At 47.6% G+C, this 14,689-nt stretch carries 11 protein-coding genes and 1 pseudogene; 3 read left to right on the top strand and 9 right to left on the bottom strand.

The features are described from left to right. Positions 1-2 precede the first annotated feature (2 nt). Positions 3-1,037 carry an amidase domain-containing protein gene (locus tag NYE72_RS03060; protein WP_036679850.1) on the bottom strand — a complete coding sequence of 345 codons (1,035 nt, stop codon included), beginning with the start codon at positions 1,035-1,037 and terminating at the stop codon, positions 3-5. 450 nt (positions 1,038-1,487) lie between these two features. Between NYE72_RS03060 and acnA the strand changes: the two genes are divergently transcribed. Then, positions 1,488-4,229: an aconitate hydratase AcnA gene (acnA, locus tag NYE72_RS03055; RefSeq protein ID WP_038568617.1), complete on the top strand. Its 2,742-nt coding sequence runs from the start codon at positions 1,488-1,490 to the stop codon at positions 4,227-4,229. Between the two features lie 2,002 nt (positions 4,230-6,231). Here acnA and NYE72_RS03050 read toward each other — a convergent pair. Continuing rightward, entirely contained in the window at positions 6,232-6,975 is a 744-nt protein-coding gene (locus NYE72_RS03050) for an IclR family transcriptional regulator (RefSeq protein WP_036676839.1), read from the bottom strand. Between the two features lie 296 nt (positions 6,976-7,271). Between NYE72_RS03050 and NYE72_RS03045 the strand changes: the two genes are divergently transcribed. After that, complete coding sequence (locus NYE72_RS03045) at positions 7,272-8,312, top strand: alpha/beta hydrolase (protein WP_139329954.1); 1,041 nt, start codon at positions 7,272-7,274, stop codon at positions 8,310-8,312. Here the strand turns inward: NYE72_RS03045 and NYE72_RS03040 are convergent, their stop codons facing one another. Continuing rightward, entirely contained in the window at positions 8,313-9,392 is a 1,080-nt protein-coding gene (locus NYE72_RS03040; RefSeq protein WP_339211260.1) for an MATE family efflux transporter, read from the bottom strand. A gap of 20 nt (positions 9,393-9,412) precedes the next feature. Next, positions 9,413-9,577, bottom strand: a complete 165-nt coding sequence (locus NYE72_RS03035; protein WP_254924687.1) for a hypothetical protein — start codon at positions 9,575-9,577, stop codon at positions 9,413-9,415. A 255-nt stretch (positions 9,578-9,832) separates the two neighbouring features. Here NYE72_RS03035 and NYE72_RS03030 point away from each other — a divergent pair, with 255 nt between their 5' ends. Next, on the top strand, positions 9,833-11,011 hold the full coding sequence (locus NYE72_RS03030) for a Fe-Mn family superoxide dismutase (protein WP_076101400.1): 1,179 nt from the start codon (positions 9,833-9,835) through the stop codon (positions 11,009-11,011). A 118-nt stretch (positions 11,012-11,129) separates the two neighbouring features. On the opposite strand, the gene folE is transcribed toward NYE72_RS03030, so the two are convergent. The 5 genes and pseudogenes from folE to NYE72_RS03005 all read right to left on the bottom strand — a co-directional run bounded on the left by folE (position 11,130) and on the right by NYE72_RS03005 (position 14,601). Further along, on the bottom strand, positions 11,130-11,723 hold the full coding sequence (folE, locus tag NYE72_RS03025) for a GTP cyclohydrolase I FolE (protein ID WP_076101398.1): 594 nt from the start codon (positions 11,721-11,723) through the stop codon (positions 11,130-11,132). 45 nt (positions 11,724-11,768) lie between these two features. After that, positions 11,769-12,020, bottom strand: coding sequence for a YneF family protein (locus NYE72_RS03020; protein ID WP_036676828.1), 252 nt, complete (start codon positions 12,018-12,020; stop codon positions 11,769-11,771). 171 nt (positions 12,021-12,191) lie between these two features. Further along, a pseudogene (queG, locus tag NYE72_RS03015) lies at positions 12,192-13,346 on the bottom strand (tRNA epoxyqueuosine(34) reductase QueG); the annotation flags it as partial. 35 nt (positions 13,347-13,381) lie between these two features. Then, positions 13,382-13,990 carry a signal peptidase I gene (gene lepB, locus NYE72_RS03010; RefSeq protein WP_036676825.1) on the bottom strand — a complete coding sequence of 203 codons (609 nt, stop codon included), beginning with the start codon at positions 13,988-13,990 and terminating at the stop codon, positions 13,382-13,384. A 191-nt stretch (positions 13,991-14,181) separates the two neighbouring features. Further along, a complete protein-coding gene (locus NYE72_RS03005) occupies positions 14,182-14,601 on the bottom strand; it encodes a GNAT family N-acetyltransferase (protein ID WP_036676822.1) in 420 nt (139 codons plus the stop codon). Between the last annotated feature and the right edge of the window lie 88 nt (positions 14,602-14,689).

The following is a 14,689-nucleotide window of genomic DNA, read 5'->3' as shown; positions in this document are numbered from 1 at the left end:
TACTATAAGTAGTCGTTAATATGAAAAAAACGGTATTTCGTTTGATCAGTCCATGCGTAGGAATCACGATAGTCCCAATAGCGATGACGGCTGCTAACGGTACGTGCATTCACAAGCGGCATGCCTCCTGCATCAAAAGCTGTGACGATTGTGCTGTGCTGATACTGCCCGTTGCCATCCCAGTCATATTGAATGATATCGCCCAGCATCAATTGCTCCGGCCGCTCCATGACTTCCGCACGCAAGCCACTGCTCCGACTTCCGCTCAAATAGCGTTGCAGACTGTCTGATACAGCCCAGCTATAGCTCCACCATTCTTGTTTGCCTTGGTAACCTTTGTACCACCAGCCCGTTTCTCTTTTACCAGTATAGTTGATAGGTGCTCCCCCTGCAAAGAGACATTGGGAGACATAATTTGTGCAGTCCACCTCGAAGGTTTCGAACTCCGGATTGCCGTCTTTCCACCAGCGGTCGGCATACGCCACAGCTTCTTCACGGTTATAACGAACCTCTCTTGAACCGGCAATTTCTCCGAGAACATTCCGGTTAAGCAGGGGCTGTGATGGCAGCGGTGCCGGCAAAGCCTCTCCCCATTTGGATAGTCTGCCCGATAGCTCTACCTCTGCCCGATGAACCGTATTTCTTTCAGGGACACTTCGTTCCACACCAGCAATCTCCCAGCCCCCACCGTCCCGTACAAAGGTCAGCCGCTCCAGCTCGATAATATCCTCGCGGTGGTTAACGCCGCCTTTTTCATAATAAAGCGCACTATGCAGTGTAACCTCTGCTACTACCTCGGTCGGAGTCTGCCGGACGGTCCGCAAAGTCTTAACCCCTGTCTCTCCGCGCAAAGGAGTTATCCCACGTTCTTTATACCACTCAGCAAGACGTCTTGAACGCTCCCCTTGTTCTACCAGAAAACGCGGATCCTTAACGGACACGGAAACGGTATGCGATGATGACTTAGGCTCCACCCTGGCCTTATTCACTTGATCAACATATACATAAAGACTTTGCTTCCACTGTTGTTCCATTATACTCGCGCCCCTTCTTTCCCTTTTAACTGCTGTTCTATGTATATGAAAGGAAACAGGCCGCTATACAGATCGGTTGAATAGTTAAGGATGTTTCAAGCAAAAACTCTAACCCCAAGTACGACATCTCAATCAAACATCGACAACGAGGACCATATCACCTAATAACTGAGGAAGAGAAATTCAGTGTGCATTTCCCCTAATAAATAAGTAAAACCAAAGATTCCGGTGAATTCCTTCGTATTATCTCCTTTTAATGGCTCTTTTTGAGGTAAAAAGAATATCCCGAAACGATACAATATAACAATGGAAGGGTAGCTTGGCATTTTCTCAGGCATAATTCGGGCTTTAGATGTAGGAAAAAAAACTTTACTCCCCACTTTGTAACCGTTATAATTAAGCTAGAAGCAATTTGAAATTGGGTTTCATTAGACGAAACAAGGAGGCGCATATATGCCAAGCAAGGATCATTTTTCATTGGCTCGGACCCTGGAATCAGGCGGCAAATCTTATCGCTATTATGATCTGAAGTCCCTTGAGGAACAAGGATTGGGCTCTATTTCTTCCCTGCCTTTTTCGATCAAAGTCCTACTAGAGGCTGCTGTTCGTCAGTTTGACGGACGGGCAATTACTGAAGAACATGTGAAACAACTGGCCGATTGGTCAGGTGACATTGACCGTAATAAAGAAATTCCATTTATCCCTGCTCGTATCGTGCTTCAGGATTTCACCGGAGTTCCGGTAGTCGTGGATCTCGCAGCTATGCGTGATACTGTAAAAAAAGCCGGAGGAGATCCTAAACAGATCAATCCGCTTGTCCCGGTTGACCTTGTAATTGACCACTCTGTCATGGTTGATGCTTTCGGTACAGCAGACGCCTTGGAATACAATATGAACGTTGAGTTCGAACGCAACGAGGAGCGTTACCGTTTCCTTCGTTGGGCACAGACAGCTTTTAACAACTTCCGTGCAGTTCCACCAGCAACAGGTATCGTGCACCAGGTAAATCTAGAGTATTTAGCTTCCGTTGCCACTACCAAAACTATCGATGGTGAAACTGTCGTTTATCCAGATTCCCTTGTAGGAACGGACTCCCATACCACGATGATCAATGGTCTTGGTGTTGTGGGCTGGGGTGTAGGCGGTATTGAGGCTGAAGCAGGAATGCTTGGACAACCGCTCTATTTTGTTACACCTGATGTAGTGGGCTTCAAGCTTACAGGCAGCCTTATCGAAGGGGCTACAGCAACGGATTTGGCACTGACAGTAACTGAAATGTTGCGTAAAAAGGGCGTAGTCGGCAAATTCGTCGAATTCTACGGACCCGGCCTTGCTAACATCAGTCTGGCTGACCGGGCAACTGTTGCCAACATGGCGCCAGAATACGGAGCAACTATCGGTTTCTTCCCTGTAGATGACGAGACACTCGCTTATCTTCGCAGCACTGGACGTCCGGATGATCTGGTGGCGTTGGTTGAATCTTATTACAAAGCACAAGGGATGTTCCGTACCTCGGATACGCCAGACCCTGAATTCAGCGATGTGATTGAGCTTGACTTAGCTTCTGTCGTTCCTAGCTTGGCTGGACCTAAACGTCCGCAAGACCGGATCGAACTTACGCATATGAAGGAAAATTTCGAAGGTATTATCCGTACACCTGTAGACAAAGGCGGTTATGGTCTCAGCGATGAGAAAATCGCTCAAGTCGTAGAAGTACAGCACAAAAACGATACCACTAGCAAGCTCAGCACAGGTGCAGTCGTAATCGCAGCTATTACTAGCTGTACGAATACTTCTAACCCTAGCGTTATGCTTGGAGCAGGTCTTTTGGCGAAAAAAGCTGTGGAACGTGGTCTGACCAAACCGGCTTACGTTAAGAGCAGCTTGACTCCAGGATCCTTGGTGGTTACTGAATACCTGCAAAAAGCAGACTTGCTGAAGCCACTCGAAGCATTAGGCTTCTACTTGGCTGGTTATGGCTGTGCCACTTGTATCGGTAACTCCGGTCCATTGCCTGAAGAAGTTAGTCAAGCCATTACTGACAATGACATGACCGTAGCCGCAGTCATCTCCGGTAACCGGAACTTTGAAGGCCGCGTACATGCTCAGGTAAAAGCTAACTACTTGGCCTCACCGCCGCTCGTAGTTGCTTACGCACTGGCTGGTACAGTAAATATCGATTTGCAGACTGAGCCACTTGGATTTGATCCACAAGGTGAGCCAGTATTCCTGAAAGATATCTGGCCAACTACTGCTGAAATTCGTGAAGCCATTGGTCTCTCCCTTAGTCCGGAGATGTTCCGTAGCAAATACGAAAATGTATTCACCGCTAACGAACGTTGGAATTCGATTCCTGTTCCGCAAGGCGAGCTGTATGAGTGGGATGATAATTCCACGTACATCCAGAATCCGCCATTCTTCGAACATCTGGCAGACGGTCTGGGAGACATCAAGGATATCAAAGATGCACGCGTTCTAGCGCTGCTTGCTGATTCCGTGACAACCGACCATATCTCACCAGCGGGTAATATCTCTACCTCTGGTCCTGCTGGCGAATATTTGCGCGATCATGGTGTAGAACGTGCAGACTTCAACTCCTACGGCTCCCGCCGCGGAAACCACGAAGTCATGATGCGCGGTACGTTCGCTAACATTCGGATTCGTAACGCAGTAGCTCCTGGTACGGAAGGCGGCGTTACTACCTTCTTGCCAAGCGACGAAGTTATGTCCATCTATGATGCTTCCATGCTCTATCAGGATGCTGGACAAAATCTGATCGTCATCGCTGGTAAGGAGTACGGTACAGGAAGCTCACGTGACTGGGCAGCTAAGGGTACGCTTCTGCTTGGCGTTAAAGCAGTTATCGCTGAGAGCTTTGAGCGGATTCACCGCAGCAATCTGGTCGGTATGGGCGTGCTTCCACTTCAATTCCAAGAAGGCCACGGCTGGAGCAGCTTGGGACTGACCGGACGCGAGACCTTCAACATTACTGGTCTCGATAACAACGTGGCACCAAGTCAAGAGCTAACTGTCACTGCTACCCGTGAAGACGGCACACAATTCGATTTCCCTGTCATTGCACGACTCGACAGTACAGTCGATATTGATTACTATCGCAACGGCGGTATCCTGCAGACTGTTCTTCGCCAGATGCTGGCAGATGCTACAGACTCTTCCGCGGTGTCGGTAGAATAGGTTTAAAGTAACTTAAAAAGGGACTGTTTCACGGCCATGAGTGGCTGTGAGCAGTCCCTTTTTTATGGGGTGGTTCCAGCAGCCAATTTGTGGCGGGTGGGGTGCCTCTGACTGTTGGACGTTCACTATTGTTGCGTGAGCCTCAGGGGACGCCTAGGATTCCAGCGAGTTCGGACTCAGATGACTCTAAATGAACAAATTCACGACTTTTGGCGTGCGATCGGACTCCATAGTCGCTATTGGCATAAAAACACGCTGAATGTTTCCGTTTGGGTCGAATAGCTGCACTGGGGTCCGAAACTACGGCAAAATGGCCTTAAATTCGCAAATAGTGTCCCCTGAGTCCGCACGCCTCAGGGGACGCCTAGGATTCAGCATGATCGGACTCAGATGACTCTATTCGCTCGATTATCCAACTTTTGGCGTGGGATCGGACTCCATAGTCGCTATTGGCATAAAAACACGCTGAATGTTTCCGTTTGGGTCGAATAGCTGCACTGGGGTCCGAAACTACGCCAAAATGGCTTTAAATTCGCAAATAGCGTCCCCAGAGTCCGCACGCCTCAAGGGACGCCTAGGATTCCGCATGATCGGACTCAGATGACTCTATTCGCTCGATTATCCGATTTTTGGCGTGCTATCGGACTCCATAGTCGCTATTGGCATAAAAAACACGCTAAAGGTGCTCGTTTGGGTTCAATAGCTGCAATGGGGTCCGAAACTCTGCCAAAATGGCTTTAAATTCGCAAATAGCGTCCCCTGAGTCCGCACGCCTCAAGGGACGCTTAGGATTCAGCGCTATCGGACCCAGATGACCCTATACGCTCGATTATCCGACTTTTGGCGTGCGATCGGACTCCATAGTCGCTATTGGCATGAAAAACGCGCTAAAGGTTCCCGTTTGGGTCGAATAGCTGCACTGGGGTCCGAAACTATGCCCAAAAGGCTTTAAATGGGCAAATAGCGTCTTCTGAGTCCGGAAGCCTCAGGGAAGATCTAAATAACAACCCGAGATTACTTGTGTACGAGTTATGAGATACGTGGGTTCGTGGGTTCGTGGGTTCGTGGGTTCGTGGGTTCGTGAGTTCGTTGGTTCATTGGCTCGTGGGTTCGTTGACTCGTGAGTTCGTGAGTTCATGAGTTCATGAGTTCATTGGTTCGTGGGTTCATTGACTCGTGGGTTCGTGAGTTCATTGGCTCGTGGGTTCGTTGGCTCGTGGGTTCGTGGGTTCATGGGTTCGTGAGTTCGTGAGTTCATGAGTTCATTGGTTCGTGGGTTCATTGACTCGTGGGTTCGTGAGTTCATTGGCTCGTGGGTTCGTGAGTTCGTTGGCTCGTGAGTTCGTGGGTTCATTGGCTCGTAAGTTCGTTGGCTCGTGAGTTCGTGGGTTCATTGGCTCGTGGGTTCGTGGGTTCGTGGGTTCGTTGGCTCGTAGGTTCGTGGGTTCGTGAGTTCGTTGGCTCGTGAGTTCGTTGGCTCGTTGGCTCGTTGGCTCGTAGGTTCATTGGCTCGTGGGTTCATTGGCTCGTGGGTTCGTGGGTTCGTGGTGGTTTCTCTACCCTCCCGCCCCTCCGTCCCTCTGCCTATCTAGGCCCTGGGTTCAAACGCTCGTGCCTCAGCATTACGAGTTACTGAGGCTCCCAAAGGTACGTATATTCACTGAAGCTCACCATACAAACGCAAGGTGGGGAGCCGTTAGCCGTTAGTTAGTCATCAGTTAGCTGTTGATTAGCCGTCAGTTACGCATCTATCATCCCATCAGTTACCCGTCAGACCGTCAGTTACCCATCAGTCAGCCATCAATTTATCCATCAGTTACTCATCAGTTACTCGTCAGTTACTCATCAGTCACTCATCAGGCCATCAATTCCCCCTCAGTTACCCATCGTTTCCTGCCACTTTACCCACAATCGGCTAAGTCCCTCCCCCAAACATCAAAACAGCGATCCTCCAGTAACGGAGAGATCGCTGCTTAGTTTCTTATATGTCTCAGCCAGCGAATTAAGGAATCATCATGCCCATTTCACTAGCCGCTTCCTTCAGTACCGCGGCATATTCCACTAACGTATCCCTTGATAGGCGACTTACTGGACCTGACAGTGATAACGCCGCGATCACATTTCCACTGCGCCCCGTAACAGGCACCGCCACCGCGGCCGCGCCGGGCTCGCGTTCCTCGAAACTGGTGGCATATCCGAGCCGGATAATGTCATTAAGCTGCTCTTGATAGACATCCTTCTCAACGTAGTCCGGCCACCCCGAACTCTCCAGCAATTCTTTCAGCACCTCTGGAGGAGCATAGGCTGCCAGCACTTTACTTGATGCGCCCACAGATAAAGGCAATCTCGCACCGATCTGCGCCACTCGCCGTATGGCCTGCTGACTCTGAACCGCCTGAATCCGCACACGTTCTATGCCGTCGCGTAAGTATAAACTAACGGTCTCCCCTAGCCGATCCCGCAGCCGTTCCATTGACGGCAATAATACCGCGGCCGACTCATCAAAAGCAGGCAAATGCGTAGACAATTCCCAAATTCGTATACCCAGGCTGTATTTCTCAGTGGCCGGATTACGAATGAGGAAGCCCTTTTCCTCCAAGGTTGCCAGCAGCCGATGGACGGTACTTTTATGTAAATCAATCTTTGAAGCGATCTCCGTCAACCCTAAATCTCTGTCCTGCGTAAAACAAAGCAATATATCAAGCGCACGTTCTACCGCACGCACTGTAAGCTTTCGGTCCTCCATGACAATCTCCCCCTCGTGTTTCATCAAATGAAACTCGGTTACATTATAACTAACTCTATCTTAGTGCAAAACTCTATGGAAAGTCCAGTATATTCACTCCTCCGTAGTTGTGCCAAAAATGTGCCGGAAAAGGTTGGGCTGCACTTTACAGTTACATTACAAAAGCGTCTAATTCATTGACTTTGTAAGGGCTTTTTCATACGATTAACATATTAAATTATCTACTGATGCTTTAGAATCATTTTTACAAATTCTTCTAGGCACTAGTACTCACATCATTCTTAGGAGGGGACCATATGGATCTGGCAACTCGCCAAACCGGCACAACCGTCTCCCGTCGACCTAAACTACCTAAACAAGGCAGTTCGTCCCGGCTATCGCTGCGGATGATTCGTGTGAAGCATATTATCGTTGCACTGCTATTATCTATTTTTTTCTTTTTAGCCTTCTGCTTTGTCTCACTTCATGGCTATATCGCCTGGGTATTATCTAATCCAACGGTCGCACCTCTGTATTCCAATCCCATGCAGGCCAAAGGTCTCGCATACGAGGATGTGACGTTTCCAGCTAAAGACGGCAGTCGAATGATGAGCGGCTGGTATATTCCCTCCGAAGGGGCTACCAAAACGATCGTGTTCAGCCATGGCTATGGCGCCAACCGTGAAGAATCTTGGGTACCTATGTACGATCTCGCTCACTATGCACACAGTCTGAATTTCAATGTCGTGATGTTTGATTACGGCTTTGCTGCCCAAGGCAACAAGGATATTGCAACCGGGGGTAAAAAAGAATCCCAGCAGCTTCTAGGCGCTATTGATTTTGCTAAGGAACGTGGAGCTGAGGAGTTAGTTGTATGGGGCTTCTCCATGGGAGCAGGCACAGCACTGCAAACAGGATTAGTATCAGAGGACATTGACGCGATGATTCTGGACAGCACCTTTTTGTTAGAGCCAGATACGCTGTATCATAATATTAAGCAAAATATTGATCTGCCCCGCCAGCCTTCCCTGGCGATTATGGAAATGCTGTTCCCAGTTCTGAACGGTACGGGGCTGAATCAAATTCCTTATGCGAAGGTCAAATCCGAAGATTATCCTTTCCCTATTCTACTCATGCATGGAACCGAAGATGATAAAGCTCCTTATCCTATTGCAGAAAAGCTGGCCGCGAACCAAAGCAATCCGTTCTCAGATTCCTGGGTCGTAGAGGGCAGCCATCATGAATTGCTATTCCGTGAGCACCCGCGTGAGTATTTGCGGCGAGTCTCTGCTTTCTTAGGAAATGTTCAACTAGCCAAAACCTACAATGGCAATCAGCCGGCGATGGCAAGTAACTAGTTAAGCACTACAATCCGCCTCTGTCCCCTGATGGGTCAGTTGCTTCAACCATTTACCACGGCGAAAACGCACGTAACCTATAACCAATCGAACAGCCTCTTCCAGGGACAGAAAGAAGTATACCCAGGGAAGAGGCTGTTTCCATCCCCATGATAACAGTAGCCCTAGAGGCACCCCAAGCAACCAAGTTGTGGAGGCTTCCATAATAAAGACGAACTTACTATCGCCACCACTCTGCAGAATCCCTCCCGCAATCATCATATTGCCCACCTTTATCCATAAAAAAAGAGCAAAAAAGCAGATAACAGAAGTGGCCATTCGGCGTTCTTCCACTGTTAAGTTAAAGGCTGAGACGTAGAGCGGGGCTAGAACAGCAATAAGAACACCAAGCAGCAATGAAATCCCTACTCCTATTCGAACAAAAAAACGAGCATACTGAAAAGCACCTGCATTATTATTCTCTCCCAGCTTATGTCCGACCATAATCCCAGCTGCACCAGAAAGCCCAGCCAGAAGTCCAATCGTCAACCCCTGCAGCGGAAAGGTCACTGTCATAGCGGTCATCTCTGCTGTGCCCATACGGCTATATATTACGGAATAACAAGCTTCACCTAAAACCCAAACCAATTCCGTTAAAACAATAGGCGCTATCGTTCTTAAAAAAGGTATACACAGCGCTTTCGAAAACGAACTCAGCTCCTTAATTCCTCCGGCACCCGGCAGTTTCCCGCGATACACAGCTCCGATGATCAAGGTACTTTCGACTATACGTGAGATTAACGTTGCATATGCCGCACCTGCAAGTCCAAGCTCTGGAAACCCCCAATGCCCAAAAATAAGCGCATAGTTTAAAATAATATTCAGTCCTACAGCAGCTATGCTCACACCCATTGGATACTTTACATGTCCTGAACTTCGTAGAACCGCCGAATAGAGCATCGTCAACATCGTTGGAATATAACTGAGGGCAACGATTTTTAGAAAAATGTACCCCTTCTCCAACACTTCTCTATCCGTTGTAAAAATAGACAGGCATAGCCGAGGGTTGAAAAAAACAACTATCGTAAATGAACCCGACAATATCAGGCCAATTCCAAGACTTAATCCCAGTAATGGTGTGATGCTCTTTCGGCTACACCCCCAAGCTGCCCTACCATCAATTGATCTACTAAATACAGCACCGCCATGACTAGACTTTGGAGGGATATCGGTACCGCTAATTTTAACAGCTGATTATAAAATTGTTTCTTCTCAAGCTTGTTCATACCCTCATCTCATTTCTCAAAGTTTTTCTACTACCCCAAAGGATTTCATTAATCGGTCCACACGACAAAAAAAGGTACACCCTCCTTTTCGCGAGGTTGTACCTTTCGGTATCATTGCCTTTATTTTCCTGTATTATTTCACCATATCAAACGGTTGTCAACGATATTATTATCGCGTTCTTATGCTCTTCATAAGCTATCATGAGCACACATATAATGGACTGATGAAGACATATCACGGGAGGTTTTCTTGGAATGTTATATGTATACGGGCCGATGCTGCCAGTACGTATTTTAGAAGAAATCGTATTCTGGAAAACACAAGAGAAAGAGCATACCGAGGTTATCAAAGCAATCGTACCTAACCTGGAGGAACCCTATGTTAAACTGCTGGATGAATGGGCGGTGGTCTTCGGTGCCACAGAGATGGCCGCTCAACAGTTATTGAATTCTGCCCTCTCTGCTTCTCCACCAAGTCAGGCTGAACTCACTGCGGAAACGGAAAAGCTGCTGCACATCTCCTGTACCCAATCCCAAGAATTTGTTCGGCAGCTTTTTGCCATCATGGAAAGTAGCGCAGCCGTCAAAGCCGTCCCCCTTGCTACCACTGTGATCCTGCATATTATTCGTGAATCAGAGTATTTCCTTGCCGTACTACACACTTTGAGCTCGCCCGGACAGCTCACGCAAATTATGAGAGATTATACAGCAGCCGACAATGTCGTAAGAACAGAAGAGGACAATGTCACGCGGAATGAGGGACTTATTCCTTCTACAGATACTATCCTTGATATTCGTGAAATGAGTGCTGTGCCAATTGGCGGGCATACACTGCCTCCATTGCCTTATGCTTATAATGCGCTGGAACCATACATCGATGAGAAAACCATGCGGATTCATCATGATAAACACCATCAAAGTTATGTAGATGGACTAAACAAAGCGGAGAACAAGCTAGCCGAGGCTCGCAAGAAAGGAGATTTCGATCTTGTTAAGCATTGGGAACGGGAGCTAGCCTTTAATGGGGCTGGCCACTATCTCCATACAATCTTCTGGAACGTAATGTCACCTCAAGGTGGCGGGCGTCCAACTGGAGCCTTACTGGAAGCCATTGAACAAAGCTTCGGCAGCTATGACAACTTCAAGAAACAGTTCACAGAAGCTGCGAATAAGGTTGAAGGTGGCGGCTGGGCTATTCTCGTCTGGAGTCCACGCAGTCATAGACTGGAGATTTTGACTGCGGAGAAACATCAGAACCTGTCACAATGGGACGTGGTTCCGTTACTGGCTCTGGATGTATGGGAGCATGCTTATTACCTTAAACATCAGAATAATCGGGCCGATTATATTGAGGATTGGTGGAAGGTCGTTAACTGGCCTTACGTCTCAGAACGTTATGCTGCTGCCAGTAAACTGGCCTGGAAGCCCTTTTGATATTATTTCAATTCACAGTGAACATCACTCTTATTCCCACACCCTGACCAAAAAGGACCCATCATTCACATTACGTGAACGATGGGTCCTTTCAATTTCGAGGTATGCACCCCGATATTTATTCCTTAATCAAGCTTAGAAACTCCGCACGAGCGGCGGCATCCTCACGGAAGACCCCTCTAGTAGCCATAGTTACCGTTTTGCTGCCTGGCTTCTTCACTCCGCGTGCACACATACACAGATGCTCTCCCTCCACAACAACCATAACACCGTGGGGTACTAACACCTCCGTCATAATATCAGCAATTTGCGCCGTAATGCGCTCTTGAACCTGTAGACGCCGGCTTACTGCTTCAACAAGCCGAGCTAATTTGCTGAGGCCAGCAATACGTCCGCTCGGAATGTATCCTATATGCACTTTACCAAAGAAAGGAGCCATGTGGTGTTCACATTGGCTGTAATAGACGATATCCTTAACGATCACTAGCTCTTCATGAGACTCATCAAAAGTAACGCCGAGCGCCTCGCGGGGATCTATCGAATAACCGCCGAATATCTCCTCGTACATCCGCGTAACACGTGCCGGTGTTTCCAGCAGTCCCTCGCGGCCGGTATCTTCACCGATTAATTCTAATATTTTCTCAACGTGATACTCGATTTGCTCACGGTTCTCTGCAACTTTACCGTTCACATATTCCTTGATGTTCCCCATGATGTCTCCCCCTTCCGCACCCGTATACATGTTATCCGGACCCGGTTACTTACTTCTACGTTTATTCCCTTTAGCTGCTCCTGGGCGCGCACCTGGCTGTCCCTGAGTCTTCATCATTTGCTGGGCACGCTGCATTTGCTTCCCGTTCAGGTTATAACCCATTTGCTTTGCAACCTTTTGCAGCATTTCAGGATCATTCTGCATGTTTGTCATTTGTTTGCGCAGATAATATACACCGATGAAAAAACCACCGATGAGACCTACGACCAATGTAATAATAGGTAATGCGATACTCATCTAAAGCCCACCTCTACACTCTATTGTCTGCATCGCCATATGGCACGCGAATCTATCATAGCATTTCAGGAACTGGACAGCAATTGGCAATATGCAACCTGTCTATGAACTTTTTCCTCCATTAATATCACTGTCCTCCCGTGCCTTCTTCCCGGTAAGGAGCACATCCTGCGCCCGGCTTAGCATTTCCCTCACCGTGTCATCCTCCTCGCGCTCTAAACCCGCTTCTACAGCCGCTAGAGCCTCATCACCGCCAATACGTCCAAGCGCCCAAGCAGCAGTGCCCCGCATCTCTGGCCGCGGCTCTTTCAGAACAATTTCTGATAGCTTTGGCACAGCCCCGGCTTCCTTGAAATTGCCTAGGGCAATGATCGCATTTCGCTGCATCGGCTTTTTGCCTCTCCAGGCTGCTGAGCTATTGCCGAATCTCTCTTTGAACTCACGATTGCTAAGATCCAGAATCGGCAGCAGCAGCGGCTTCACGATTTCAGGATCAGGTTGCATCTGAGGGCGATGATTCCAGTTCTTACCTCTATTCTTGGGACATACAATCTGGCAAGTATCACAGCCGTATAGACGGTTGCCGATCTTGGTCATATACTCCTCGCTAAGGAACCCTTTAGTCTGCGTCAAAAAAGAAATACAAGCCTGTGCGTTAAGCTGCCCCGGACCCACCAGCGCTCCGGTCGGACAAGCATCAATACACTTGGTACACTCCCCGCAGCCTTCTTCAACAGGTTCATCCGGAGCAAAAGGAATGTTCGTAACCATTTCCCCAAGATAAATCCATGATCCCCATTTGGGCGAGATGATAGAACAATTTTTGCCGCTAAAGCCTATTCCCGCTCTTTCCGCTACCGCTCTATCTACTAGAACACCGGTGTCCACCATGCTTTCCAGCACAGCCTCCGGTACACGCTCGTGAATAAATTCCTCTAGCTTACTTAAGGCTTCCCTCAGCACATGGTGATAATCCCTGCCCCAAGATGCCCGGGCGAGGATGCCCCTACGTGCACCCGGCTCAGATTTAGGAGGTTTCTCCATTTTAGATGGATAAGCTACTGCAATCGAAATAATAGATAACGGCTTGTCTCCAGAAGACAATGCTGGAACTGTCCTTTTATCCAGATCGGGTTCCTCGAAGCCAGATTCATATCCTTTGTCCCGATGGTCTTGCAGTATATTTTTTAAATATAAAAAAGGTTCTGCTGTTGTAAACCCGATATCATCAATACCGAGTGATGTCGCAGCCTCCTGAATCTCTGCTTTAAGCTGTGCCCACTTGGAAGGCGGGGGAGCATACGATGACTGAAATGTATTGGTCATTTCCGCCTTCTCCTTTCATATCTTCGCTGACTTTCTTATAATCTATTCAGTTTTGACAGAGGCCACCATATATAATCAGCCCTGCCGACAATCATATCCTGTGAAATAGAGCCGAAGTAACGGCTGTCCTTGCTGGCTGATGCATGACGGTTATCGCCCATTACAAAATAATTGCCACCTTCTACGGTTAACGCTGCAAAATCCGGATCTTCAATCTCAGTATCGATATAGGGCTCATTCACTATTTTTCCATTTACGTATAACTGATGATTCCGTACCTCTATGATATCTCCAGGTATGCCAATCACTCGCTTCACTAAATACTCCTTATGACTAGGACCGGTACTTGGATCATGAAGAATGACAACATCACCATGTTTTGGATTTACGAACAGCAATGAAATTTTATTAATGAAGAGCCTTTCTCCTTCCCAGAGTGTTGGCTGCATAGACTGACCTTTAACTGTTGATATATTGAACACAAAAACATTAAGAACAGACATCACAGCAAAAACAATCACAGCTGTAAGCAGCCAATCCTTCATTTCCGAGACCAAACGACCGCCCAGGGTAGTCTTGGATCTGGAGGATCTATGTCTTTGTTTCCTATTTCTCGTGTAATCTACTTGGGGCTCCTGATTCAATATGTCACCTCTTGTTCTCAATAATTGAAGATTATACTTGCAGATATTATAACAATAAAAAAGCATATCTCCCAGCCATTAGCAATGGACTTCTGGGAAATACGCTCGAGTATGAATGAAACAGACTATATCGTCAGCTATAGTTCTTTTTTCTAGAAAATGTTTCCGCTTTCGCAGCTGAGTGATCAAAATTACCCAACAATGCTCAGCTTCCGGACAGATTTGAAGATTTGATTCTCGCTATATCCCATAGCTTCATACAATGGCAAAGCAAAAGAATTATGCTCATCGACGGCTACATAGATACCACTGACTTTACGAGCTTGAAACCTGGATTCCATAGCCGATACCAGACTTCTGCCGACTCCTCTGCGGCGATAATCAGGATGTACAGCAATCCGGAAATAACAACCGTGGTTTTTCTCAATCGTACCAATCAGTGCTCCAACAATTTCTTCTTCATCTTCCGCAACTACAATGAGATCTGAATCCCATGAAAGCTGCCTGGAGAAAGGCTCGATAGTGTTCTCGAAACACTCTTCCGATAATGCGGTTTGCAGCAAATCAGTCACAGGGCTAACGTCGCTTAATTGAAAGGAACGAACGTGCATTCTTTAAAATCTCCCTTGTCTATGGCTTATGAATTTAACAAAATGAAGGGGTTCCCTTAACATAGAGAAAATAAAAAAAAGCATCAAA

It is taken from the genome of Paenibacillus sp. FSL L8-0333, from assembly GCF_037965665.1.
GTDB lineage: Bacteria > Bacillota > Bacilli > Paenibacillales > Paenibacillaceae > Paenibacillus_AQ > Paenibacillus_AQ odorifer.
The sequence above is the reverse complement of the archived record's forward strand: the minus strand, read 5'-3'. Positions and strand labels throughout refer to the sequence as shown.

What these genes read in the sequence shown, in the direction of transcription:
- acnA (WP_038568617.1), top strand. Translation starts at nt 1,488, where the DNA reads ATGCCAAGCAAGGATCATTTTTCATTGGCTCGGACCCTGGAATCAGGC.
- NYE72_RS03050 (WP_036676839.1), bottom strand. Translation starts at nt 6,975, where the DNA reads ATGGAGGACCGAAAGCTTACAGTGCGTGCGGTAGAACGTGCGCTTGAT.
- NYE72_RS03045 (WP_139329954.1), top strand. Translation starts at nt 7,272, where the DNA reads ATGGATCTGGCAACTCGCCAAACCGGCACAACCGTCTCCCGTCGACCT.
- NYE72_RS03035 (WP_254924687.1), bottom strand. Translation starts at nt 9,577, where the DNA reads ATGAACAAGCTTGAGAAGAAACAATTTTATAATCAGCTGTTAAAATTA.
- NYE72_RS03030 (WP_076101400.1), top strand. Translation starts at nt 9,833, where the DNA reads ATGTTATATGTATACGGGCCGATGCTGCCAGTACGTATTTTAGAAGAA.
- folE (WP_076101398.1), bottom strand. Translation starts at nt 11,723, where the DNA reads ATGGGGAACATCAAGGAATATGTGAACGGTAAAGTTGCAGAGAACCGT.
- NYE72_RS03020 (WP_036676828.1), bottom strand. Translation starts at nt 12,020, where the DNA reads ATGAGTATCGCATTACCTATTATTACATTGGTCGTAGGTCTCATCGGT.
- NYE72_RS03005 (WP_036676822.1), bottom strand. Translation starts at nt 14,601, where the DNA reads ATGCACGTTCGTTCCTTTCAATTAAGCGACGTTAGCCCTGTGACTGAT.